The 22,689-nt window shown below is 73.1% G+C and carries 21 protein-coding genes and 1 pseudogene; 13 read left to right on the top strand and 9 right to left on the bottom strand.

Annotated features, from left to right (window positions below; all coding sequences use genetic code 11):
• Positions 1–70 precede the first annotated feature (70 nt).
• The 3 genes from ppdK to ACTWO6_RS13265 all read left to right on the top strand — a co-directional run bounded on the left by ppdK (position 71) and on the right by ACTWO6_RS13265 (position 3,776).
• Positions 71–2,731 (top strand): pyruvate, phosphate dikinase, encoded by a 2,661-nt coding sequence (gene ppdK, locus ACTWO6_RS13275; protein WP_446219921.1) that lies wholly within the window; start codon positions 71–73, stop codon positions 2,729–2,731.
• Positions 2,732–2,743: 12 nt separating this feature from the next.
• Positions 2,744–3,202 (top strand): hypothetical protein, encoded by a 459-nt coding sequence (locus ACTWO6_RS13270; RefSeq protein ID WP_446219920.1) that lies wholly within the window; start codon positions 2,744–2,746, stop codon positions 3,200–3,202.
• Positions 3,203–3,482: 280 nt separating this feature from the next.
• Positions 3,483–3,776: a hypothetical protein gene (locus ACTWO6_RS13265; RefSeq protein ID WP_446219919.1), complete on the top strand. Its 294-nt coding sequence runs from the start codon at positions 3,483–3,485 to the stop codon at positions 3,774–3,776.
• On the opposite strand, the gene ACTWO6_RS13260 is transcribed toward ACTWO6_RS13265, so the two are convergent.
• On the bottom strand, positions 3,749–4,222 hold the full coding sequence (locus ACTWO6_RS13260) for a cyclic nucleotide-binding domain-containing protein (protein ID WP_446219918.1): 474 nt from the start codon (positions 4,220–4,222) through the stop codon (positions 3,749–3,751). The two genes, ACTWO6_RS13265 and ACTWO6_RS13260, sit on opposite strands and share 28 nt — an antisense overlap.
• A 63-nt stretch (positions 4,223–4,285) precedes the next feature.
• A complete protein-coding gene (locus ACTWO6_RS13255; RefSeq protein WP_446219917.1) occupies positions 4,286–4,702 on the bottom strand; it encodes an Hsp20/alpha crystallin family protein in 417 nt (138 codons plus the stop codon).
• 250 nt (positions 4,703–4,952) lie between these two features.
• Here ACTWO6_RS13255 and ACTWO6_RS13250 point away from each other — a divergent pair, with 250 nt between their 5' ends.
• The 3 genes from ACTWO6_RS13250 to ACTWO6_RS13240 all read left to right on the top strand — a co-directional run bounded on the left by ACTWO6_RS13250 (position 4,953) and on the right by ACTWO6_RS13240 (position 9,469).
• Complete coding sequence (locus ACTWO6_RS13250; RefSeq protein ID WP_446220648.1) at positions 4,953–7,523, top strand: cation-translocating P-type ATPase; 2,571 nt, start codon at positions 4,953–4,955, stop codon at positions 7,521–7,523.
• A 22-nt stretch (positions 7,524–7,545) separates the two neighbouring features.
• Positions 7,546–8,442 (top strand): universal stress protein, encoded by an 897-nt coding sequence (locus tag ACTWO6_RS13245; protein ID WP_446219916.1) that lies wholly within the window; start codon positions 7,546–7,548, stop codon positions 8,440–8,442.
• 145 nt (positions 8,443–8,587) lie between these two features.
• Positions 8,588–9,469 carry a universal stress protein gene (locus tag ACTWO6_RS13240; RefSeq protein ID WP_446219915.1) on the top strand — a complete coding sequence of 294 codons (882 nt, stop codon included), beginning with the start codon at positions 8,588–8,590 and terminating at the stop codon, positions 9,467–9,469.
• Positions 9,470–9,616: 147 nt separating this feature from the next.
• On the opposite strand, the gene ACTWO6_RS13235 is transcribed toward ACTWO6_RS13240, so the two are convergent.
• Both ACTWO6_RS13235 and ACTWO6_RS13230 read right to left on the bottom strand, forming a co-directional pair.
• The gene (locus ACTWO6_RS13235) at positions 9,617–10,243 is read right to left on the bottom strand and encodes an FMN reductase (RefSeq protein WP_446219914.1); all 627 of its coding nucleotides are present in this window, start codon (positions 10,241–10,243) and stop codon (positions 9,617–9,619) included.
• Complete coding sequence (locus tag ACTWO6_RS13230) at positions 10,240–11,349, bottom strand: LLM class flavin-dependent oxidoreductase (protein ID WP_446219913.1); 1,110 nt, start codon at positions 11,347–11,349, stop codon at positions 10,240–10,242. The genes ACTWO6_RS13235 and ACTWO6_RS13230 overlap by 4 nt, the downstream gene beginning before the upstream one ends.
• A 366-nt stretch (positions 11,350–11,715) precedes the next feature.
• Here ACTWO6_RS13230 and ACTWO6_RS13225 point away from each other — a divergent pair, with 366 nt between their 5' ends.
• Positions 11,716–11,823 carry a hypothetical protein gene (locus tag ACTWO6_RS13225; protein WP_446219912.1) on the top strand — a complete coding sequence of 36 codons (108 nt, stop codon included), beginning with the start codon at positions 11,716–11,718 and terminating at the stop codon, positions 11,821–11,823.
• 60 nt (positions 11,824–11,883) lie between these two features.
• Here ACTWO6_RS13225 and ACTWO6_RS13220 read toward each other — a convergent pair whose 3' ends face one another.
• From ACTWO6_RS13220 to ACTWO6_RS13205, 4 genes and pseudogenes are all read right to left on the bottom strand, one after another.
• The gene (locus tag ACTWO6_RS13220) at positions 11,884–12,249 is read right to left on the bottom strand and encodes a hypothetical protein (protein WP_446219911.1); all 366 of its coding nucleotides are present in this window, start codon (positions 12,247–12,249) and stop codon (positions 11,884–11,886) included.
• Positions 12,250–12,325: 76 nt separating this feature from the next.
• Complete coding sequence (locus ACTWO6_RS13215; protein ID WP_446219910.1) at positions 12,326–12,601, bottom strand: ubiquitin-like small modifier protein 1; 276 nt, start codon at positions 12,599–12,601, stop codon at positions 12,326–12,328.
• On the bottom strand, positions 12,602–13,684 hold the full coding sequence (locus ACTWO6_RS13210) for a WD40/YVTN/BNR-like repeat-containing protein (RefSeq protein WP_446219909.1): 1,083 nt from the start codon (positions 13,682–13,684) through the stop codon (positions 12,602–12,604).
• Between the two features lie 151 nt (positions 13,685–13,835).
• Positions 13,836–14,210: pseudogene (locus ACTWO6_RS13205) on the bottom strand (DNA-3-methyladenine glycosylase); the annotation flags it as partial.
• Between the two features lie 524 nt (positions 14,211–14,734).
• Between ACTWO6_RS13205 and ACTWO6_RS13200 the strand changes: the two are divergent.
• The 5 genes from ACTWO6_RS13200 (at position 14,735) to ACTWO6_RS13180 (ending at position 19,250) form a co-directional block, all read left to right on the top strand.
• Positions 14,735–15,358, top strand: coding sequence for a DNA-3-methyladenine glycosylase (locus tag ACTWO6_RS13200; RefSeq protein WP_446219908.1), 624 nt, complete (start codon positions 14,735–14,737; stop codon positions 15,356–15,358).
• Between the two features lie 394 nt (positions 15,359–15,752).
• The gene (locus ACTWO6_RS13195; protein WP_446219907.1) at positions 15,753–16,478 is read left to right on the top strand and encodes an ABC transporter ATP-binding protein; all 726 of its coding nucleotides are present in this window, start codon (positions 15,753–15,755) and stop codon (positions 16,476–16,478) included.
• Positions 16,475–17,245: an ABC transporter permease subunit gene (locus ACTWO6_RS13190; protein WP_446219906.1), complete on the top strand. Its 771-nt coding sequence runs from the start codon at positions 16,475–16,477 to the stop codon at positions 17,243–17,245. The genes ACTWO6_RS13195 and ACTWO6_RS13190 overlap by 4 nt, the downstream gene beginning before the upstream one ends.
• Positions 17,242–18,588, top strand: coding sequence for a sensor histidine kinase (locus ACTWO6_RS13185; protein ID WP_446219905.1), 1,347 nt, complete (start codon positions 17,242–17,244; stop codon positions 18,586–18,588). The genes ACTWO6_RS13190 and ACTWO6_RS13185 overlap by 4 nt, the downstream gene beginning before the upstream one ends.
• 14 nt (positions 18,589–18,602) lie before the next feature.
• Positions 18,603–19,250 carry a LuxR C-terminal-related transcriptional regulator gene (locus ACTWO6_RS13180; RefSeq protein WP_446219904.1) on the top strand — a complete coding sequence of 216 codons (648 nt, stop codon included), beginning with the start codon at positions 18,603–18,605 and terminating at the stop codon, positions 19,248–19,250.
• Between the two features lie 525 nt (positions 19,251–19,775).
• On the opposite strand, the gene ACTWO6_RS13175 is transcribed toward ACTWO6_RS13180, so the two are convergent.
• Positions 19,776–20,939 (bottom strand): IS110 family transposase, encoded by a 1,164-nt coding sequence (locus ACTWO6_RS13175; RefSeq protein ID WP_446219903.1) that lies wholly within the window; start codon positions 20,937–20,939, stop codon positions 19,776–19,778.
• A 545-nt stretch (positions 20,940–21,484) separates the two neighbouring features.
• Between ACTWO6_RS13175 and ACTWO6_RS13170 the strand changes: the two genes are divergently transcribed.
• Positions 21,485–22,549 carry a threonine aldolase family protein gene (locus ACTWO6_RS13170; protein ID WP_446220647.1) on the top strand — a complete coding sequence of 355 codons (1,065 nt, stop codon included), beginning with the start codon at positions 21,485–21,487 and terminating at the stop codon, positions 22,547–22,549.
• Positions 22,550–22,689: the final 140 nt, after the last annotated feature.

Raw genomic sequence — 22,689 nt, 5'->3', positions numbered from 1 at the left:
CCCGGCCCCGCGCATTGCTACCAACGAATGGGACGTCGTTTCCCGCGGTAGCGGAGTGGAGGCCGGGACCATGCCCAAGTACGTCTACGACTTCATCGAGGGTGACCGGAGCAGGGCCGACCTGCTGGGTGGCAAGGGCGCGAACCTGGCCGAGATGACCCGGCTCGGGCTGCCCGTGCCGCCCGGCTTCACGATCAGCACCGACGCCTGCCGGGCGTTCCTGGCCACCGGGTCGCCGCCGCCCGGGCTCTTCGCGGAGGTGAACGCGCACCTGCGGGAGATCGAGGCCCGGCTGGACCGGTGGCTCGGCGACCCCCACGACCCGCTGCTGCTGGCCGTCCGCTCCGGCGGCCGGTACTCGATGCCCGGGATGATGGAGACGATCCTCGACATCGGGCTCAACGACGCCACCGTCGGCGGCCTCGCGGCACGCAGCGGTGACGAGCGCTTCGCCTGGGACTCGTACCGCCGGCTGATCCAGATGTTCGGCCGCACCGTGTACGGGGTCCCGAGCGACGAGTTCGAGCGGGAGCTGGCCGCGCTGCGGGCCACGGCCGGGGCGGCCGGGCCGAGCGCCGGGCAGCTGCGCGACCTGGTGGAGACGTACAAGAAGATCTTCGCCCGGCACGTCGGGCACGACTTCCCGCAGGCCCCGCACGAGCAGCTCTTCCTGGCCGTCCGCTCGGTCTTCGAGTCGTGGAACGCGGAGCGGGCCCGGCTCTACCGGCGGCAGGAGCACATCCCCGACGACCTGGGCACCGCGGTCAACGTGATGGCGATGGTCTTCGGCAACCTCGGGCCGGACTCCGGCACCGGGGTCGCGTTCACCCGCGACCCGGCCACCGGCGTGCCCGGGGTGTACGGCGACTACCTGGCCGACGCGCAGGGCGAGGACGTGGTGGCCGGCATCCGGAACACGATCGGCCTGCCCGAGCTGGAGCGGCTCGACCCGGTCAGCTTCCGGCGGCTGCTGGAGATCATGGCCACCCTGGAACGGCACTACCGGGACCTGTGCGACATCGAGTTCACCATCGAGCGCGGCCGGCTGTGGATGCTCCAGACCCGGATCGGCAAGCGCACCGCCGCAGCCGCGTTCGTGATCGCCGCGCAGCTCGTCGACGAGGGGCTGATCACCCTCGACGAGGCGCTGCACCGGGTCAGCGGGGCGCAGCTCGCCCAGCTGATGTTCCCCGCGTTCGACCTCGCCGCCGCGCCCGAGCCGCTGGCGGTCGGGGTGGGCGCCTCGCCGGGCGCCGCCGTCGGGCGGGTGGTCTTCGACTCGACCGCCGCGGCGGCGGCCACCGACCCGGTGATCCTGGTCCGGCGGGAGACCAACCCGGACGACCTGCCCGGCATGATCGCCGCGGCCGGGGTGCTCACGTCGCGCGGCGGCAAGACCTCGCACGCCGCCGTGGTGGCCCGGGGCATGGGCCGGACCTGCGTCTGCGGGGCGGACGCGCTGCGGATCGACCCGGAGCGCGGCGAGTTCACCGTCGGCGACCGGGTGGTCCGGGCCGGCGACATGATCTCGATCGACGGGACCACCGGCCGGATCTACCTGGGCGAGGTGGCGGCGCAGCCCTCCCCCGTGGCCCGCTACCTGGCCGGCGAGCTGAGCCCCGAGGCGGATCCGCTGGTCGCGGCCGTGCACCGGCTGCTCGGCCACGCCGACGCCGTGCGGGCGCTCGGCGTACGCGCGAACGCGGACACGCCGGAGGACGCCCGGCGGGCGCGGCGGTTCGGCGCCACCGGCATCGGGCTGTGCCGGACCGAGCACATGTTCCTCGGCGACCGCCGGGAGCTGGTGGAGCGGCTGATCCTCGCCGACGGCCCGGACGAGCTGGCCGCCGCGCTGGCCGCGTTGCTGCCGTTGCAGCGGGCCGACTTCGTCGGCATCCTCGCCGCGATGGACGGGCTGCCGGTGACGATCCGGCTGCTCGACCCGCCGCTGCACGAGTTCCTGCCGCCGCTGCCCGAGCTGACCGCCCGGGTGGCCCGCGCCGAGGCGCTCGGCCAGGACCCGGGCCGCGACGCGACGCTGCTCGCGGCGGTCCGCCGGATGCACGAGGCCAACCCGATGCTCGGGCTGCGCGGGGTGCGGCTCGGGCTGGTGGTCCCCGGGCTCTTCGCCATGCAGGTCCGGGCGGTCGCCGAGGCGGCGGCGCAGCGGATCCGGGCCGGCGGCGACCCGCGACCGGAGATCATGGTGCCGCTCGTCGGCGACGTACGGGAGCTGGCCGCGGTGCGCGACGAGGCCGAACGGGTCCTCGCGACGGTCGACGGCGCGCCGGAGATCCCGATCGGCACGATGATCGAGGTGCCCCGGGCGGCGCTGACCGCCGGGGAGATCGCCGCCGAGGCGCACTTCTTCTCCTTCGGCACCAACGACCTCACCCAGACCGCCTGGGCGTTCTCCCGCGACGACGTGGAGGGCTCCTTCTTCAGCACCTACCTGGAGCGCGGGATCTTCCCGGTGTCGCCCTTCGAGACCATCGACAGGCGCGGCGTCGGCCGACTGATCCGGATGGCGGTCGCCGAGGGCCGGGCCGCCCGGCCGGAGCTCACCATCGGGGTCTGCGGTGAGCACGGCGGCGACCCCGACTCGGTGGCGTTCTTCGCCGACGCCAGGCTGGACTACGTCTCCTGCTCGCCGTACCGGGTGCCGATCGCGCGGCTGGCCGCCGGTCGGGCCGCCGTCGACCCCGCCACCGGCACGTCCGACTCCCGTTAGGAGGGCAGCGCGATGACCGCGATCTTCAACCCCACCGGACTCGCCCCGGCGAGCCCACCACCGGTCCGGCCGGCGCCCGCGCCGGCCCCGCCGGTGCCGGCCGCACCGGTCCTACCGATCGGGCCGGTGCTGGAGCTGCCCGGCACGCCGGCCGCCGCGCTGGTGCCGGTCACCTACGAGGGTCGTCCGATCGGGGCGTTCGTCCTCTCCGCCGGGCGGGTCCGCTACCGCCGGGTGGTCGACCCGGACCAGCTCGTCGCGGCGGCCGCCGGAGCGTTCGCGGTGGCTGTGCTCACCGCCGCCGTCGCCACGGTGGCCCGCCGCCGGCCGGCGGCGATCGGCGCGGTGACCATGGGACCCGGCGGCTGGGTGAGCCTGCGCGGCGTACGCCCACCCGCGCTGCGGCCGGAGCCCGGCCGGCCCTGGTGGGCCCGGGCGCTGCGGGCGCGACGGCTGGTGGTCGAGCGCTGAGCCGCCCGCTGCCGGGCGTCGCCCTCCCCCTCGGCGCCCGGCGGAGGCGCACCAGCCGCGCAGCGGAGCCGCCCCCGAGGGGACCTCCTGCCGCCGGCTCGGCCCGCACCCTTACGCCGAGCCGGGTTGACCGGGACGGAACCGCCGTCGGTGGAGCGGGTGCGCGGCCAGTTCCCTGCGCGGGCTGGCCGGGCTGGCACGGCGGGCGGCGGTCACCCGGGTGGTGGACCGCGCCCGGGAACCGGCGCGATGCGCCCAGGTGGCGGCGGAGGATCGTCGCATGAACAGGATGCGTCACCGCCGGGGCCGGCCGGCGATCCCGGTGCGGGTCCGCGGCGCCTCGGTCACGGGCGCGAAGGTGGCCGGCCCGCGGGCACTGGGCCCCACGGCGGCCGCCCCGCTGGCGCTCGCCGCTGCCGCGCTCGGGGCGGTGGCGGTGGGCACGCTGGCGATCGGACGGCTGGCCGTGCGCCGAGCGGTGATCCGCGAGCTGCGGATCGGCCGGCTGGAGGTGGACGAGCTGATCGTCCACCGGCACTCGGCAGGTCAGCCGGTCGGCGGCAGCGCCGGGTAGCCGTACAGGTCGAGCAGGCGTACCCGGGACGCCTGGAGGCGGTCCACCACCACGCTCATGAACCGGGCGGTGAGCTGCCGGCCGAGCCGGTCGTCCGACTCCATCAGCCGGCGCACCCCCTCCGCGGTGAACTCCACCGCGGTGCTGCGCTGCACGGCGACCGCGCCGAACTGCCAGCGGTACGGCGGGAAGAGCCACGACCAGCCGAGCACCCCGCCCGCGCCGATCATCTCGATCCCCACGTCACCGCGCCCCGGCACCGGGAAGTCGAGCGCCACCTGACCGGTACGCACCAGCCAGAACCGTTCCGCCGGCTGCCCCGCGCGGAACAACCGGTGCCCGGGATGCCAGACCACCGGACGGGCGTAGCCGGTCAACCGGGGCACCCACTCCTCCGGCAGGCCGGCGAGGAAGGGGTGCGCGCGGAGCATCTCGAGCGGGGTCATGGCCTCACGCCTCCGTGATCGGGTGAGGGACCCGGCGTACCGCCGGGCCCCTCGGCTGTCTGCTCACCGCTTGCCGCTGTGCTCCACGGTGATCGGGATCTCCCGGGCGGTCGGCTCGGGTCCGCCGACGGTGGCGGTGATCTCGAGGATGCCGTCCGCGTAGCGGGCCGCGATGGTCTCCTCCTTGACCCCGGCGGGGAGCGGGATCAGCCGGGAGAAGGAGCCGTAGTGGAACTCCGAGTGGACCTTGTCGGTGTGGCTCTCCCGGCGGACCACGTCCAGCCGCAGGCTCTCCCCGGTACGGGTGATCCGCACGTCCTTCGCCGGGTCGATGCCCGGCAGTTCGGCGCGGACGACGTACCGGTCGCCGTCGAGGTAGTCCTCGACCCGGATGGTCGGCGCCAGCATCGGCAGCCAGGACAGGTTCGTCCAGTCGAACGGCGCCAACGTGCCGCCCCGGAACTTGGTGACAGTGGACATTTTCGACCTCCTTGTCGATCGTCCTCTCTCCATCCGACCGCGCCCGCGCCCGAACCGTCAGGGCCGATGGTCCCGGGCCGCCCGGGCGCAACGCCTCTGCCACCGGCCGGGTCGCGCGGACGACGGTGGAGGGGGACGGAGCGCGCCGCACCCCGGGAGGCGGAGGTCACTGGTGACGGCAGTCGGTACGACCACCCGGGCCGGGGAGCCACCGCTCGCCGACCGCCCCGACGCCGGGTCGGTCGCCGGCCTGTCGGCGGCGGCCGCCGCGGCCCGGCTGCGCGCCGAGGGCCCGAACCTGGTCGGCCCGCCACCCCGCCGCCACCTGGCCGCCCGGATCCTGCACCAGCTCACCGACCCGCTGGTCGCCCTGCTGCTCGCCGCGGCCGTGGTCACCACCGTGCTCGCCGACTACCCCGACACGGCGGTGATCGTGCTGGTGGTAGCCGTCAACACGGCCATCGGAGTGGTCCAGGAGGTCCGCGCGGACCGGGCGATCGCCGCACTCGACCGGCTGGCCGCGCCGACCGCCCGGGTGGTCCGCGACGGTTACGACCTGATCCTGCCCGCCGGCGAGGTCGTCCGCGACGACCTGGTCCGCGTCCAGGCCGGTGACGTCGTACCGGCCGACCTGCTGCTGCTGGCGGCGAGCCGGCTCCAGCTCGACGAGTCGGCGCTCACCGGCGAGGCGGTGCCGGTCGCCCGGGACGCCGGCGCGGAGCTCGCCGCCGGCACCGTGGTGACCACCGGCCGGGCCACCGGCGTAGTGCTGCGGACCGGCCCGGCCAGCGCGCTGGGGCGGATCAGCGGACTGGTGGCGCGGACCCGGCCCGGCCCCACCCCGTTGCAGCGTCGGCTCGCCGGCCTCGGCCGCGCCCTCGGGCTGACCGCGGTGCTGCTCTCCGCGCTGGTCTTCGCCGTCGGCGTGTTCGGCGGCCGGCCGGTGGTGGAGATGGCGGTCATCGCGGTCAGCCTGGTGGTGGCCGCGGTGCCCGAGTCGCTGCCCGCGGTGGTGACCCTGGCCCTGGCGCTGGGCGCCCGCCGGATGGCCGGAACGCGGGCCATCCCCCGCCGGCTGCACGCGGTGGAGACGCTGGGCTCGGTGACGGTGATCGCCTCGGACAAGACCGGCACCCTCACCGAGGGGCGGATGGCGGTGCAGCAGGCGGTCACCGCTGAGGGCGCCCGGTACGCGGTCACCGGCGCGGGCTACGCCCCGCGCGGCACGGTGCACCGGGACGGGGGCCGGGTGGGCGTACCGGGGGAGCTGCGCCGGCTGGCGCGGGCCGGGCTGCTCTGCAACGACGCCACGCTGGCACCGCCCGACGAGCGGCGACCGGAGTGGACCGCCGTGGGTGACCCGCTGGAGGCGGCGCTGGTGGCCTTCGCGGGCCGGTGCGGCCTGGACGCCGAGGCCACCCGCGCCGCCTGGCCCCGGGTCGCCGAGCACCCGTTCGACCAGGCCACCCGGCGGATGACCACGGTGCACCGGGGGTGCGGCCGGTACCTGGTGGTGTGCAAGGGCGCCCCGGAGAACGTGCTCGTCGCCCCGCTGGTTGACGCGTCGCCCCAGGAGCTCGCCGCGTTGACCGCCAAGGCGCACCGGCTGGCGGCCGAGGGGCTGCGGGTGCTCGCCGTCGCCAGCGCGCTGCTCGGCGCGCCACCGGACCCGGCGGCGCCGACCGGGCTGCGTCCGGTGGGCCTGGTCGCCGTCGGGGACCCGCTACGGGCCGGCGCCGCCGACCTGGCCGACAGCTTCGACCGCGCCGGCGTACGCCTGGTGCTGGTCACCGGTGACCACCCGGCGACGGCCGCGGCGATCGGCGGGCAGCTGGGCCTCTGGCGCGACGGGGACCCGGTGGTCCGCGGCGACGACGGCGACCCGGCCGACGCGGATCCGGCGGCCCGGGTCTTCGCCCGCACCCAGCCGGACCAGAAGCTCGACATCGTCGCCGGCCTGCAGGCCCGCGGGCACGTGGTGGCGATGACCGGCGACGGGGTGAACGACGCCCCAGCGCTGCGCCGGGCCGACATCGGGGTGGCGATGGGTGGCGGGACGGAGGTGGCCCGGCAGGCCGCCGACCTGGTGCTGGTCGACGACGACCTGTCCACGGTCGCCGCGGCGATCGGTGAGGGACGGCGGATCTACGACAACACCCGCCGGTTCCTGCGCTACGCCCTCTCGGGCGGGGTGGCCGAGATCGCGGTGATGCTGCTCGGGCCGCTGTTCGGGCTGGCGGTGCCGCTGCTGCCGGCGCAGATCCTCTGGATCAACCTGCTCACCCACGGGGTGCCGGGGGTGGCGCTGGGCGCGGAGCCGGCCGAGTCGGGCACCCTGCGCCGCCCGCCCCGGTCCCCGCAGGAGTCGGTGCTCGGCGCGGGACTCGGCCGGGACGTGCTGCTCACCGGCGGTCTGATCGCGACGGTGACCCTGGCAGCCGGCGGGGCCGCCGCCCGGTGGGACCGGCCGTGGCAGTCGGTGGTCTTCCTCGTGCTCGGCCTGGCCCAGCTCGGGGTGGCGCTCGCGGTCCGGGTGCCCCGCCGGATGGCCGCCCGGCCGGGCAACCCGGGCCTGCTCGCCGCGGTCGCGCTCTCCGCGCTGCTCCAGGTCGGCGGCGTGCTGCTCGGTCCACTGCGGACGCTGCTCGGCACCGTTCCGCTCGGCGTGCCGGAGCTGCTCGCCTGTGCGGCGGTGGCCGCGCTGCCGGGCCTGGTGCTGCGGCTGACCCGGCGGCCCGGGGTCACCCCACGACCCGGGACCAACGGCCCGGCGGCCGGGTCCCCCGCCCCTGACGACGGCCCGCGTGCCGGAGCAGGCTGAAGGTAGGACGAAGGAGGACGTGATGACCAACAGATCCGGTGCCCCTGTCGTGGTGGGCGTGGACGGTTCCCCGTCAGCTCTGGACGCGGTCCGGGTGGCCGCCCGGGAGGCGGCGGCCCGGCACCGGCCGCTGCGGGTGGTGCACGCCTTCATCTGGCCGCTGTACGGCGTTTCGCTCGGCCCGGTCCCCGCCGCCCCGCCCGACGCCGGCCTGCGCCACGAGGCGGAGAAGCTGGTCGCCGAGGCGGTTGACGAGGCCGGCAAGGTCTCGGCCGAGGTCCAGGTCACCGGCGCCGTGATGGACGGCGCGGCGACCCCGGTGCTGCTGCGGGAGAGCCGGGACGCGGCCCTGCTGGTGCTCGGCCACCGCGGCCTCGGCGGCTTCGCCGAGCTGCTGGTCGGGTCGACCGCCGTGCAGCTCTCCGCCCGGGCCGACTGCCCGGTGCTGGTGGTCCGCGGCGAGCCGCGCGCCGACGGCCCGGTCGTGGTCGGGGTGGACGGTTCCCCGCTGTCGACCGAGGCGATCGGTTTCGCCTTCGCCGAGGCCGCGCAGCGCGGCACGTCCCTGGTGGCGGTGCACGCCTGGCTGTACCCGACGCCGGTCGGCCCGGGCGACATCGTGCCGCTGGTGTACGACCCGGAGGCCCTCGCCGCCGAGGAGGGGCGGGTGCTCGCCGAGTCCCTCGCCGGCTGGTCCGAGCGCTACCCGGAGGTGCCGGTACGGCAGCGGCTGGTCGCCGCGGCACCCGCCCGGGCGGTGGTGGAGGAGTCGACGGACGCGCAGCTCACCGTGGTCGGCGCGCACGGCCGGGGCGCCTTCCGCGGGCTGCTGCTCGGCTCGGTCAGCCACGCGGTGCTGCACCACGCGCGCGGCCCGCTGGCCATCGTCCGGCACCGCCGGGGCGGCGACCCCACCTGACCGCCGGACGGACGTCCGCGTCGGCCGCTCCCGGCCGGCGCGGATGTCCGTCCGGGCGAGTTGTTCCCGGGGCGGCGCCGGGGCAAATGCGTCCCGGCGGCGATGGGTACGCCGACAATGACCTGATCGACCTCTGGGGGAGCTGATGAACCGACCTGTCGTGGTGGGCGTCGACGGATCACCGTCCAGCCTGGTCGCCGCGGAACACGCGGCGCGCAACGCGGTCCAGCGGTCCCGGCCGCTGCACCTGGTGCACGGCTACCTGCACCCGCTCGGCTACGGCGTGCCGCTCAACCCGTACGACCTCGGGGTGCCGGCGCCGACCGAGGAGGCGCAGAAGATGCTGGAGCAGGTGGCCGCCGAGCTGACCGGGCGCCATCCAGGCCTAAGGGTGGAGGTGCGGCAGGTGGCCGGCGGGCCGGGCGCCGCGCTGGTGGCGGAGTCCCGCCGGGCCGAGCTGGTGGTGGTCGGCAGCCGCGGCCACGGCGGCTTCGCCGGCCTGCTGCTGGGCTCGGTCAGCGGCCAGGTCGCCCTGCACGGGCACTGCCCGGTGCTGGTGGTCCGGCCGGCCGACGAGCCGATCCCGGTGGGCGGGCCGGTGGTGGTCGGGGTGGACGGCTCCGAGTCCGGGGCGCTCGCCGTCCGGCAGGCCGCCGACGAGGCGGTACGCCGCGGAACGCCCCTGGTGCTGATGCACGTACGACCCGGCGAACGGCCCGGTGGGGTGCCCGAGGAGGTGGCGGAGTCGGGGGCGGCCGAGCGGGCCGGGTCGGCCGAGCTGCTGGCCCGCGCGGCCGGCCGGGTGCGGGCCGACCATCCCGGGCTGACCGTGACCGAGCGCCCGGTCCGGGCCGCCAAGCCGGAGCAGGCGCTGATCGAGGCGAGCGGGGGGGCCGCCCTGGTGGTGGTCGGCTCCCGCGGACGGGGCGGCTTCGCCGGCCTGCTGCTCGGCTCGGTGAGCCACGCGCTGGTGCAGCACGCCCACTGCCCGGTGCTGGTCGCCCACCCGCACGAGCGGGCCGACTGAGCCCGCGCCCGCCGTGCGCGGCGGGCGCGGGCACCGGCCACGCCGGGTGACGGCCGGATCAGGCCCGGGTCGCGGCTGGGTCGCGGCCGGCTGAGGCCCGGCCAGGCCGGATCGGTCAGGCCGGATCAGGCCCGGGTCGCGGCCGGCTCAGGCCGGGTCGCGGCCGGCGAGCAGCTCCTCGAAGCTGGTGGTGAGGGCGAACGGGTCGGCCGGCCCCGCGCCGGCGGGGCGATGGTCGACCTGTTCGGCGAGTTCGCCGCCGGCCCGCCGGATCCGGGCGCGCAGGGCCACGTCGGCCCCATCGCCGGCCCAGTCCTCGGGCGCGGCGAAGACCGCCGTCGGCACGACCAGCGCCCGCAGGTAGGCGAACATCGGCCGGACCGCGTGCTCCAGGGCGAGCGAGTGCCGGGCGGTGCCGCCGGTGGCGCCGATCAGCACCGGCCGTCCGGACAGCGCGTCGGAGTCGACCACGTCGAAGAAGGACTTGAACAGCCCGTTGTAGGAGGCGTTGAAGATCGGCGTGACGGCGACGAGCCCGTCCGCGCGGGCCACCGCGTCCAGCACCTCCCGCAGCGCGGGCGAGGGAAAGCCGGTGAGCAGGTGGTTCACCACGTCGTGGGCGTGTTCGCGCAGGTCGACCGGGCGGATCTCCACCTCGGCGCCGCGCCGCTCCAGCTCGTCGCGGGTGGCCGCGGCGAGCTGGTCGGCGAGCAGCCGGGTCGAGGAGGGCTGGCCGAGGCCGGCCGAGACCACGGCCAGGGTGCGCCGGGTCATCGGCCGCCCTCCGCTCCGGTCAGGTCCGCCGCCGCGGCGCGGGCGGCGACCAGCGAGGCGTGGGTGGGCGCCTCGGGTACGTCAGCGGGACGCAGCGAGTCGAACTCCTTGCGGAGCACCGGCACGACCTCCTCGCCGAGCAGGTCGAGCTGTTCGAGCACGGTCTTCAGCGGCAGCCCGGCGTGGTCCATCAGGAAGAGCTGGCGCTGGTAGTCGCCGACGTACTCGCGGAAACCGAGCGTACGGTCGATGACCTGCTGCGGGCTGCCGACGGTCAGCGGGGTCTGGGAGGTGAACTCCTCCAGCGACGGCCCGTGCCCGTAGACCGGGGCGTTGTCGAAGTACGGCCGGAACTCGCGGACCGCGTCCTGGGAGTTGCGTCGCATGAAGACCTGCCCGCCGAGCCCGACGATGGCCTGCTCGGGCGTGCCGTGGCCGTAGTGGGCGAACCGCTGGCGGTAGAGGCCGACCATCCGCTGGGTGTGCTCCTTGGGCCAGAAGATGTGGTTGGCGAAGAAGCCGTCGCCGTAGTACGCGGCCTGCTCGGCGACCTCCGGGCTGCGGATCGAGCCGTGCCACACGAACGGCGGCACGCCGTCGAGCGGGCGCGGCGTCGAGGTGAACGACTGCAGCGGGGTGCGGAAGCGCCCCTTCCAGTCGACCACGTCCTCGCGCCAGAGCCGGTGCAGCAGGTCGTAGTTCTCGATGGCGAGCGGGATGCCGTTGCGGATGTCCTGCCCGAACCAGGGGTAGACCGGCCCGGTGTTGCCGCGCCCCATCATCAGGTCCACCCGGCCGTCGGCCAGGTGCTGGAGCATCGCGTAGTCCTCGGCGATCTTCACCGGGTCGTTGGTGGTGATCAGCGTGGTCGAGGTGGAGAGCAGCAGCCGCTCGGTGCGGGCGGCGATGTGGCCGAGCATGGTGGTCGGCGACGAGGGCACGAACGGCGGGTTGTGGTGCTCGCCGGTGGCGAACACGTCGAGCCCGACCTCCTCGGCCTTCAGCGCGATGGCCACCATGGCCTTGATCCGCTCATGCTCGGACGGCAGCCGCCCGGTGGTCGGGTCGACCGTGACGTCGCCGACGGTGAAGACTCCGAACTGCATGACCAGCTCCTCGCGTGACGCCCGGACCGCCGCGGCCCGGATCGCACCGCACAACATATTTGACGTAGCAACTATTCCGTCGCGGGCCTGTCCGCGGGTGCCCCACCTCACGCCGTCGGACCGGGCCGGAAACGCCGTACCTAAGGGTGGATCCCAGCCGACCGTAAGACCCCGCCCACGGGGCCGGTGGCCGTGAAACGTCAACCCGGCACTGCCAAAGCGGGCAACACCGGGACCGTCCCACCGCAAGGTAGGACATCCAATCATGAGCTCACCCACGCACCATGAGAGGAAACGGCAGCTTCGTGCTGCACCACAAACGCGTCCGCGCACGCCGACGCGGAATCGGCGCTGTCCTGGACGGTCGTGCCCGACTCAGGCACGGACGAGCTGCGGGAGCTATGCGGCGGCAGTCAGATCATCGCCGGCGCGGACGGTGGCCACCGCTACGTGCTGGAGTACGACCTGCCCTGACCCGCGGGGCGCGACGGCCGTTCGCGCCGGGCACCGGCCCCACCCGCAGGCCGTGCGATATCAGGGCCGGGGCGGCTGGGGACCCGGGTACGGCAGCTGCGGGCCGCCGCCGGGCTGCGGCGGGCCGCCGTACGGCTGGCCCGGATGCGGCGGCGACCAGCCCTGCTGCGGATGCGGCTGCTGCCAACCCAGGCCCGGGTCGGCCTGTGGCCCACCCTGCTGCGACTGGCCCGGGTATGGCTGGCCGGGATACGGCGGGCCCAGGTGCGGCTGCTGCCAGCCGTGCGCCGGGTAGGGCGGGACCGGCGGGCGGCGCCGGCGTCGCTGCCGGACCGCGACGAGCACGATCGCCCCGACGATCAGCGCCAGCATCAGGAATTGGCACATCAGTCGTCCGATCAACCGGCCCCACTCGTAGGACGTCACCGCGCCCGCTCCCCTCGTCCGCCGGAGCCGCCGACCCTAGCGGATCATGGCGGGACGCGGGGCCCCGGCGGACCGGTTAGCCGCCGGCCACCGAGGGGAGCACCTGCACCTCGGCGCCGTCGCCCACCGGGGTGTCCAGGCCGCCGACGTGCCGGCAGTCCTCGCCGTCGACGTAGACGTTGACGTACCGGCGCAGCTCGCCCCGCTCATCGCGGATCCGGCGGGCCAGCCGGGGCCAGGGCTCGGCCAGCTCGTCGAGGACCGCTCGCAGCGTGCCGGTGGCCGCCACCGTGAGCCGGCTCGCGCCGCCGGCCTCGCCGCGCAGCGGGCCCGGCAGCAGCACGGTGACCACTCAGACCTCCGCGGCGCGGATGCAGAGCACGTCGGGCAGGTGGGCGGCCACCGGGGACCAGGAGTCCCCCTCGTCCCGGCTGGCGTAGACCTCGCCGGACCGGGTGCCGAAGTAGACGCCGGCCGGTTCGGCGTCGTCGGCGCACATCGCGTCGCGCAGCACGGACGGGTGGAACGGCCCGTCGGGCAGCCCGACGGTCAGCGGCTCCCACTTGCCGCCAGCGTCCGTGGAGCGGTAGACCCGGCAACGGTGGTCGACCGGATAGCGCTGCGCGTCGGCGATCAGCGGGAAGGCGTAGATCGTGCCGGAGCGGGACGGGTGGGCGACCATCGGGAAGCCGAAGTCGCCGGGCAGGCCGGCGGCGATCGACGTCCAGGTGCGACCGTCGTCGTCGGAGCGGTAGACGCCGTGGTGGTTCTGCGCGTAGAGCCGCTCGGGGTGGCCGGCGTCGCGGGCGATCTTGTGGACGCACTGCCCGAACTCGGGCCACTCGTCGGGCAGGAAGTACGCCCGGATGCCGGTGTTGCCCGGCGCCCAGCTCGCCCCGGCGTCCTCGGTGCGGTAGACCCCGCCGGTGGACATCGCCACCGCCATCCGGGACGGGTCGCGGGGGTGCGGCAGGACGCTGTGCACCGCCTGACCGCCGAAGCCCGCGTCCCACCGTTCCCGGTGCGGGTGGTCCCAGAGCGCCCGGACGAGCGCGAAGCTGCGACCGCCGTCGTCGGAGCGGAACAGCGCCGAGGGCTCGGTGCCGGCCCAGACCACGTCGGGCTGGTCGGCGCCGGCGGGGGTGAGCTGCCAGACCCGGCCGAGGCTGACGCCGGTGTCCGTGGGGAAGGCCACCGGAGCCTGGTCCGGCTCCTGCCAGGAGGCGCCCAGGTCGTCGCTGGTGGCCACGCTCGGCCCGAAGTGCGAGCTGGTCATGCCGGCGAGCAGCCGCGCGCCGCGGCGTTTGTCGATGGCGATCGCGTAGACGCCGGTCATCGGGAAGTGCGGACCGCTCACCTCCCAACTGCGCCGGCCGTCCGTGCTGGTGGCGAGGAAGAGTCCCTTGCCGGTGCCGATCGCGAGCAGCGTTGCCATGACGGTCCTCCGATCCGTCGGCGGGCAGGTAGCCGGGGCCGGGCGGCGATCCGGCGATCCGGGACAGGCGGACGGCACGGCAGCGACCGGACTCGGCGTAGTGATTATGGCCACGCCCTCCGACGGAATGCCCCCGGCCGCGCCGCAGGGCTCAGCGTCGCGCTCGGGGCACGTGCCGCCGGTAGACGCTCACCGTCGGATCGCCGGAGATCCAGAACCGCCAGGGCACGTCGTGCGCCCCGGTGGCGCCGACCCGGGGGCCGGCCCCGATCGCCGCCTCCGGCACCGGCGCGACCGGCGGTCGCAGCCGCACCGGACCGTCGCCGAGCAGGTCGAGGCCGTAGGCGGAGCGGTCGATGCCGAGCGCCGCGCAGAGCCGGGCGGGTCCGCGGGCCAGGTCCACGTCCCGGCGTACGGCGGGACGACGGGCCCGGGCGGCGTCAAGGCCGCCGACCACCTCGCCGGCCCGCAGCAGCACCGCCGAGGCCTCCCCGTCCGGGCCGGTCACCACGTTCACGCACCAGTGCTTCTGTGGACTGTTTGCGCGTGTTACCGGCTGGCCTGTTACGGCAACAGGGGTGGCAGGCTGCTGACCCACCACCTGGCAAGACGAGGCGGGAGCGGACGCGGCTGTAAGGCGTAGGGTCGGCGCCCCGGGTCGCGGTGGCGAGCATCAGGTCATGGCGCCGGTCGGGGCTGAGATCGTTGGCGTACGTGTCCGGGTGCCGGTGTTTTACTCGTTGGGCGTGGCGCCCCTTATGCGCTTCGGGACGGAAGACGTAGGACCGGACAGGCCCGAAGCCACTCGATCAGTTCCGGGATGACGGGCAAGCTGGCGTCCCGCAGGCGCGCCTCCGTCTCTTCTCGCTGGGTTTCTAGCTCTGCATCGAACTGCGCCATCTGGCGTTCGTACTCGCGCCGAAACTCCTCGCGCCTCGCGAGCACGGCCGGGCCATTGGATCTGAGCCGCTCCTCGAAGGTCCGCTTGGCCAATAAGCACGCCCGCGCCCAGAAGTCGATCTTCAGGCGTGCCGGTACGCTTGTCTCACAATGACCTACCCCTGGCTCCAAGCCCCCGCCTCGCAGGTCGCGGTGACCGCCCAAACCCTCCTCGGCTGGACCGTATCGGGCAACGGCGTCAGCATCCGGCTGACCGAGGTCGAGGCGTACGCCGGCACTGGGGAAGACCCGGCCTCCCATGCCCACCGAGGGCCAACTTCGCGCAACGAGGTCATGTTCGGGCCAGCGGGAAATGTTTATGTGTACTTCGTGTTTGGGATGCACTGGTGCATAAACATCGTCTGCGGCCACGAGGGCGAGGCGGCTGCGGTCCTGCTGCGGGCCGGTGAGGTCACCGAGGGGATCGAGGTCGCCAGAGAACGCCGCAACCATGCCCCGGATCGTGACCTGGCGCGCGGGCCAGCGAGGCTAGTGAACGCGCTCGGGCTCGGCCGCGACGCCAATGGCGCCTCAGCCATCGACGGGTCCGGGCCGATGCTCGTAACCCCACCATCAGCTCCCATCGACCCAGCACTGATCGCCTCCGGTCCCCGCGTCGGGGTGACCGCAGCGCACGACATACCTTGGCGGTTCTGGCTGGTGGGCGAGCCGAGCGTGAGCACGTACCGCCGCCACATTCCGCGCCGTAGGCGCACATCCGCGCTGACTGTTTGACATGCGGTCTCCGCTGGCGCTTTGAGGCAGTCCCGGAACCGGTCGGCACGTGTCAGCGCTGCTGCAGCCCGGCGAAATCGTCTCGGTCCTTCATCGCCCGCGACGGACCCGCCTCCACGCCTTCGTGACCCGGCCGGGGAACCAGGATGACTCGGCTCCCGCTCGGCGTCCTTTCAGAGCAGGACGGGCTGGACCTGCTGAGGCGCAAGAGCCTGGTGCGGCTGTTGAACCGAGAGCCGGTCTGCAACCGATTCTGGTCGCAAGACTTGCATCGGCATCAGCGAAGTCGCCCATCCTCCCGGGGTCGGGACCGCGATGGGGGCGGAAAACCTCCAGGCGGAGTTGGATGGTTTCCGGCTTCCGACCGCCGACGGCGCTGCCTAGCGTCGATCGGGTGATCGAACTACGTGAGCTGACGAAACGCTACGGCGACCGGGTCGCCGTCGACGGGCTGAGCGTCCGGGTGCAGCCGGGGGTGGTGACCGGCTTCCTCGGCCCGAACGGATCCGGCAAGTCGACGACGATGCGGATGATCCTCGGCCTAGATGCCCCGGACCATGGCGAGGCACTGATCGGCGGCGTCCGGTACCCGGACCTGAACTGGCCGTTGAAGACGGTCGGCGCGCTCCTCAATGCCGGGGCGTTCCATCCCGGCCGCAGCGCCCGTTCGCACCTGACCGCGCTGGCCGCGAGCAACGACATCCCCGGTTCCCGGGTCGAGCAGGTGCTGCGCATCGTCGGTCTGTCCGACGCGGCAACGCGGCGTGCCGGTACGTACTCGCTCGGCATGCGCCAGCGGCTCGGCTTCGCTGTGGCCCTGCTCGGCAACCCGGACGTCCTCCTGCTCGACGAGCCGGTCAACGGACTGGATCCGGAGGGCATCCGCTGGATCCGGGACCTGCTGCGCGGACTCGCCGCCGAAGGCCGGACGGTGTTTGTGTCCAGCCACCTGATCGCCGAGATGGCGCTGACCGCCGACCGGCTGGTGGTCATCGGCCGCGGCCGACTGCTGGCCGAGACGACCGTCGCCGAACTCGCCGCCGGCGACGAGAGCCTGGAGGACGCATTCTTCCGGCTCACCTCACAGGCCACCGACTATCGCGGAGTGGGAGCGTCATGAACGGGTACGGATTCCGGCACGCGGCCCGGATGGAGCGGATCAAGCTGAGCAGCGTCCGGTCGACGTGGTGGCTGGCGATCGCTGCGGTGGTCTCGATGGCCGCGGCCGGGGCCGGGGTGGGCTTCGGGTACCGATCGCACACCCCGGTCGCCACCGCCGCCCAGATCCTGAACAACAGCCTCGGCGGCGCCATTGTGGCCCAGCTGCTCCTCGGAGCGCTCGGCGTCCTGATGGTGACCGGCGAATACGGCACCGGGATGATCCGCTCGACGTTCGCCGCCGTCCCGCGGCGTCGGATCGTCTTGGCCGCGAAGGTCGCCGTGTGCGGCGGCGCGGCTCTCACCGTCGGCCTGGTCGCGAGCTTCGCCGGCTATCTGAGCGGGCAGCTCGCGATCCGCGGCACCGCCATCCCGGCCGCATCCCTCGGAGACCCGGCGATCCTGCGCGCGGTCGTGCTGACCGGCGTGTATCTGGGCGTCACCGCGCTGATCGGGGTCGGCATCGGGACGATCATGCAGCACTCGGGCGCCGCGATCGGCACGCTGTTCGGTCTGATGTTCGTCCCGATGATCGTGGCCGGCCTGTTCGGCGAGAGCGGAATCCAGGTCGGCCGCTTCGTCCCGCTGTTGATGCTGCTCAACTCGATCGCGGTGACCTCGCCGGTACCCGGGCTGTTCTCCAGCTGGATCAGCGCGCTGCTGATGTGCGGGTACGCGGCGGTAGCGATTCTGTGCGGCGGCGTGCTGCTCCGCCATCGCGACGCGTGACCAGCGACAATGGGCTGATGACCGCGCTGCGCGCTCCGTTCACCACACTGGCCCTGCGCCGGGCGGTGTTCTGCGTCGTCGGCGTGGTCAGTGCGGCCGCGATCCTGAGCGTACCGGCGATCGTGCCGGCCCTGGGCGTCCTCATCCTCTGGGCGACCGGAGCCATGTCCAACCAGCCCGCACCTACCGTCGCACCGGTGTTCCTGGTGCTGTTTCCGCTCACCATCGCGCTCCTGGTCGTGCTGGCCGCCCCGATCGGGCGCGCGATGGGAGCCGTGCATCGCTCACTCGCCGACCGGCTGCTCGACGTGCACGTGGACGCCCCGCCGCCCCGGCTCTCGAAGCGGATCAGCGCCGTGGTCTCCGACGGACCGGGCTGGCGCGCCGTCGGGTACGGCCTGCTCAAGTTGCCACTGGCCATCCCCGAGGGCTACGGCGCGTTCTGCTACGTGTTCGGCCTGGTCAACCTCAGCTACCCGGTGTGGTGGCCGCTGTTTCGCAACCACCCGGCCGGAACGCGCCTCGGACCGGTGTGGGCGCTGACGCCGTTCGGCACTATCGGTACGCAGACGTTCGCCGGAACGTTCCTCATCGCCGCGGCCGGCCTCGCCATGCTGCTGGTCGCACCGTGGTTGATGCGGGCCGGCACGACACTGGACCTTGCCGCGATGCGACGGCTGCTCGGTCCGCGTCGGCTCGCCGAGCGGGTACGCGAACTGCAGGTCACCCGGGCCCGCGCGATCGACGACGCGGCCGCGATGATGCGCAGGCTGGAACGGGACCTGCACGACGGCGCGCAGATCCGGCTGGCCACGCTGGCGATGAACCTCGGCATGGCGACCGAGAAGCTCGGTGTCGACGGCCCGCCGCCCGACCTCGCACAGGCCCGCGAACTGGTCGCGCTCGCCCACCGCGGAGCGAAGGATGCCCTCGCCGACCTGCGCGACCTGGTGCGCGGGATCCACCCGCCGGTCCTCGACAACGGTCTCGGCGACGCGCTGGCGACGCTCGCGACGAGCAGCGCCATCCCGGTCGCGGTGAACGTCGAGCTGCCCGACCGCCCGGCGCCCGCGATCGAGACCATCGCTTACTTCTGCGCCTCCGAGCTGCTCGCGAACGCGGCCAAACACAGCCGGGCGACCCGTATCGGGCTCGGCGTCGTCCGATCCGGCGAGCGCCTGATGTTGACCGTCAAGGACGACGGCATCGGCGGGGCGAACCCGGACGGTCCCGGCCTGTCCGGCCTGGCCCGCCGCATCGCCGTCGTGGACGGCCGGATGCGCGTACACAGTCCGACCGGCGGTCCGACCCGGGTCGAGATCGAGCTGCCCACACAGGTGTGAACGGAGGCGACGACATGCGGGTGGTGATCGCGGAGGATGCCGCGATGATGCGCGAAGGGCTGGTCCGGCTGCTCACCGACCGCGGTTTCGAGGTGTGCGCGGCGGTGGCCGACGCGGATGCGTTGCGGTCCGCGATTGCCGCCAGCGTACCGAATGTAGCCATCATCGACATCCGGATGCCACCGACGCACACCGACGAGGGACTGCGCGCCGCGATCGACATCCGACGCGACCATCCCGAGATCGGTGTGCTGGTGTTCTCCCAGTACGTGGAGACCCGCTACGCGACCCGCCTGCTCGCCGACCGGCCGACCGGCGTCGGATACCTGCTCAAGGACCGCGTCGCCGACGTCGCCGATTTCGTGGACGCGCTGACCCGGGTGGCATCCGGTGGCACCGCACTGGATCCGGAGGTGGTCGGCCACCTGATGCGGGCCGGGCAGGACACGGCCGGGGTGGCGTCGCTGACCCCCCGGGAGCGTGAGGTGCTTTCGCTGATGGCCGAGGGACGATCCAACGCCGGGATCGCGGCGGCTCTTGTCATCACCTCCGGAGTCGTGGAGAAGCACGTGGCGAACATCTTCGCGAAACTCGGTTTGCCGTCCTCGGATAGCGACAACCGCCGGGTCCTGGCCGTCCTCCGCCACGTCAGCGGCGGCTGATGTCACGTGATGCTGTTGTCTTTACGTGACGATGGTGTGGTTGGCAGTCGGGGGGAGTTGACGGCGGAGCAGCGTGCTGAGCTTCCTGCGCTCATGACCAGCACGGAGGTGAAGGCGGCGGTCGGGACGCGGGCGCGGATCGTGTTGTGGCATGCCGAGGGACCGGGCTGTCGCACCGGTCCAGCCGCAGCATGGCCGACTACGTCACCCGCACGAGTAGGACGCCGGTCTCGCATCACTGGGTCGCGAACCTGTGGCGCGAGCATGGGCTTAAACCGCACCCGCAGGGCACCTTCAAAACTCAGTAAGGATCCGCTGTTCCCCGACACGGTCGCCGACTCGTCGGGCTGTATCTGGACCCACCCGGCGGGGCAGTCGTGCTCAGCCTGGACGAGCAAACCCAGATCCAGACCCCGGACCGCACCCAGCCGCTGTTACCGATCGAGTTCGACGCCAGCGAACAACGCATCCACGACCGACCCAGCATCGACCGTGTGGCGCATCCGCTTCTGGCACCCCTCTGTGTCAAGAGGCGGCGGGGAGTGGTGTTCTAGGCTGGATATCGGCGGGTCCGGGAAGTGACTGTTCCGAAGTGTTGACCATGGGGATCGGGTCAGCCGCGCTGGATTGCAGAGTCGCCCCCACGTGTCCTCCCGGGCCCGTCCTCGCCTGCTTCGCATCGGTGATCATCTGCTTGTAGACGATGTCGGACAGACGGCGTTTCAGGCAGCGCATGGCTTCCATCGGGGTCTTGCCCGCGGCGAGTTTGCGCCGGTAGTAGGCGCGTCCTTCGGTGTCGTGGCGCAGTTGGACGACGGCCATGATGTGCAGGGCCCGGTTGATGCGCCGGTTCCCGGCCCGGGACAGGCGGTGGCGTTGCTGGTCGCCGGAGGACGCATCCAGGGGTGCGGTGCCGTTCCAGGAGGCGAAGTGCCCGCGGCTGGCGAACCGGCTGATGTCACCGATGTCGCCGATCAGGCGGGCGGCGCCGGAGGGGCCGATGCCGTTGAGGTCCTGCAGGCTGCTGCCGGTGGTCTCGACGAGCTCGGTCAGTTCCTTGTTTGCGGCCTTGATCTTCTTGTCGACCTGGACCAGTTCGGTGATCAGTTCCGACGCCAGCCGCCGGCGGGTGGCCCCGACAAGATCGCACGGCCGAACCGTGTTGAGCAGGGTCCGGGCCTGCGGGGCGGACAGGGACTTCTTGGCTCCGCCGGGCAGCAGTTCCAGCAGGAGTTTGTGGATGCGGTTGAGCAGATCAGTGCGGGCGTGGCCAAGACCGTCGCGGCGGTCGACGAGCAGCCGCAGTGCAACGGTGGCGTCGTCGACGGCTACCTGCCGCAAGCCTTTGGCGCGTAGGGCTGCGACGGCGACGCTGTGGGCGTCGACCGGGTCGGTCTTGCGGCCCTGGCCGGTGTCGAACACGCGGGCCCGGGCGGACAGTTTCGCCGGCACGTCCACCACGGTCTCGCCGTCGGCGACGAGGCGTTGAGCGATGTGCCGGCCGATGCCGTTGCAGCCCTCCACCGCCCAGATCCGGTCCTTGTGCTGCCGGCCGAGCTTGAGCATCGTCTGGTAGCCGTCGCGGTCGGTGGTGAACCGGCCCTGGGCAAGGATCTTCTCGCGGTCGTTGATGATCTCGATGGTCGCGGACCGCTTGTGCGGATCCATACCGATGATGACCTGTCCCACGCTCGTCCTCCTCGATCAGACACGGGTGATGTCAGCGAGGAGGGCAGCGCTACTTCGAGCTGGGCAGACCCCTCTTGAGCCTCTCCCCGCCACGGTGACCGGCAGGACGCACGCCAGATGAGAGCCACACCAAACCGCGGTGGGCAGCCGATGAGAGAGCGACCCCGCCGGTCACCTCGACCAAGCCTGGCCGGGCTGCGGTCGTAGCGCCAGTAAACAAGTAGCCGATGTGCGGATGCCGAACGGTGCTGGCTGGGGTGCTCGGTTCGTTCGCTGGCCGGTTGACGCTGACGCGAGGGAGTCGCGCCGGTGCGGCGACGGCGTTCGTGACCGAGCTACTGTCCGAGAGCAGCCGGCCAAGACATGACTGCTGTCACAGGACTGACCGCTCTTGCGCGAGGTACATCTCCTACTACAGGGGGGGTGCAAGAGGGACGTGAGCGGGGACGGCGAGGGTTGGGACCGCATCCTCGTCGGCTACCGGAGGGGCGCCGGGCGCTCGTCGAGCAACTCACCCCACCTTGGATAATGCCCCCGTGACCTTGATGCCCTTGCATGACCCCGACTACCGTGGATTCGCGAGCGACAACTACGCCGGAGTACACCCCGAGACGCTGGAGGCGATCGCCGCGGCGAACGGCGGCCATCAGATTGCCTACGGCGAGGACGCGTACACGACCCGCCTCGGCGAGGTGGTTCGCGCCGAGTTCGGCGGGGGCGCCGAGGTGTACCCAGTGTTCAACGGCACCGGCGCGAACGTCACCGCGCTCACGTCGCTCATGCCGCGCTGGGGCGCCGTCATCACGACCGGCACCGCGCACATCCACACCGATGAGGCAGGCGCCCCGGAACGGGTTAGCGGGCTCAAACTGCTGACCGTGCCGACGCCCGACGGCAAGGTGACCGTCAAGCTCATCCGCACGCAAGCTTGGGGTTGGGGTGACGAACACCGGGCGCAGCCGCTGGCGGTCAGCATCACCCAGACCACTGAGCTCGGCACGCTCTACACGCCTGACGAGGTGCAGGCCATCGCCGACTTCGCGCACCGGCACGGCATGGCGTTGCATATGGACGGCGCCCGGCTGTGGAACGCGGCCGCGGCACTCGGCGTGCCGTTGCGCGAGTTCACGACCGATGCCGGCGTTGACATCCTCAGTCTCGGGGGCACGAAGAACGGCCTGATCGGCGCCGAGGCGATCGTCGCGATCGACCCCTCCCGGGCGCCTGGGCTCGTGTACCTGCGCAAGCTCAGCATGCAGCTCGCCTCGAAGATGCGCTTCATGAGCGCGCAGCTGCTGTCGCTGTTCGACGACGGGCTGGGTGTTCGCTCGGCCGAGCACGCCAACGCCATGGCGAGGCGACTGCGTGCAGCGCTGGAGGCCGGCATCACCGACGGGTCGATCACCGGGCTGAGCTTCGCCCAGCCGACCCAGGCGAATGCCGTCTTCGCTGTGCTTGACAACGCGGTTGCGGACCGTATCCGCGAGCGGGTGCGCTTCTATGACTGGGATCGCGCGGCAGGCCAAGTGCGCTGGATGACGGCATGGGACACGACCGAAGCCGACGTCGACGCCTTCGTCACGGCGATCCGCGAAGAGCTGGTGCGCTAAAGACAGCGACATAGGCGTCTTGGCATACGCCCTCTTTCTGCCGGTGATTGCGCGTTGGTCAATCGTATCTTGTCGGTGAAGCTTCCTCCGATCCAGGAACGTCCGGGCTCGATCGCGGACTTGTGCCTGACGGTGGCTAG

It is taken from the genome of Micromonospora sp. IBHARD004 (assembly GCF_052814115.1).
Note: the sequence above shows the minus strand (reverse complement) of the source record. Positions and strands in the feature narration are given on the sequence as shown.

Bases quoted from the DNA above. Each gene is read 5' to 3' on its own strand.
- ppdK (WP_446219921.1), top strand. From the start codon at position 71: ATGCCCAAGTACGTCTACGACTTCATCGAGGGTGACCGGAGCAGGGCC.
- ACTWO6_RS13270 (WP_446219920.1), top strand. From the start codon at position 2,744: ATGACCGCGATCTTCAACCCCACCGGACTCGCCCCGGCGAGCCCACCA.
- ACTWO6_RS13265 (WP_446219919.1), top strand. From the start codon at position 3,483: ATGAACAGGATGCGTCACCGCCGGGGCCGGCCGGCGATCCCGGTGCGG.
- ACTWO6_RS13260 (WP_446219918.1), bottom strand. From the start codon at position 4,222: ATGACCCCGCTCGAGATGCTCCGCGCGCACCCCTTCCTCGCCGGCCTG.
- ACTWO6_RS13255 (WP_446219917.1), bottom strand. From the start codon at position 4,702: ATGTCCACTGTCACCAAGTTCCGGGGCGGCACGTTGGCGCCGTTCGAC.
- ACTWO6_RS13245 (WP_446219916.1), top strand. From the start codon at position 7,546: ATGACCAACAGATCCGGTGCCCCTGTCGTGGTGGGCGTGGACGGTTCC.
- ACTWO6_RS13240 (WP_446219915.1), top strand. From the start codon at position 8,588: ATGAACCGACCTGTCGTGGTGGGCGTCGACGGATCACCGTCCAGCCTG.
- ACTWO6_RS13235 (WP_446219914.1), bottom strand. From the start codon at position 10,243: ATGACCCGGCGCACCCTGGCCGTGGTCTCGGCCGGCCTCGGCCAGCCC.
- ACTWO6_RS13230 (WP_446219913.1), bottom strand. From the start codon at position 11,349: ATGCAGTTCGGAGTCTTCACCGTCGGCGACGTCACGGTCGACCCGACC.
- ACTWO6_RS13210 (WP_446219909.1), bottom strand. From the start codon at position 13,684: ATGGCAACGCTGCTCGCGATCGGCACCGGCAAGGGACTCTTCCTCGCC.
- ACTWO6_RS13200 (WP_446219908.1), top strand. From the start codon at position 14,735: ATGACCTACCCCTGGCTCCAAGCCCCCGCCTCGCAGGTCGCGGTGACC.
- ACTWO6_RS13190 (WP_446219906.1), top strand. From the start codon at position 16,475: ATGAACGGGTACGGATTCCGGCACGCGGCCCGGATGGAGCGGATCAAG.
- ACTWO6_RS13180 (WP_446219904.1), top strand. From the start codon at position 18,603: ATGCGGGTGGTGATCGCGGAGGATGCCGCGATGATGCGCGAAGGGCTG.
- ACTWO6_RS13170 (WP_446220647.1), top strand. From the start codon at position 21,485: ATGCCCTTGCATGACCCCGACTACCGTGGATTCGCGAGCGACAACTAC.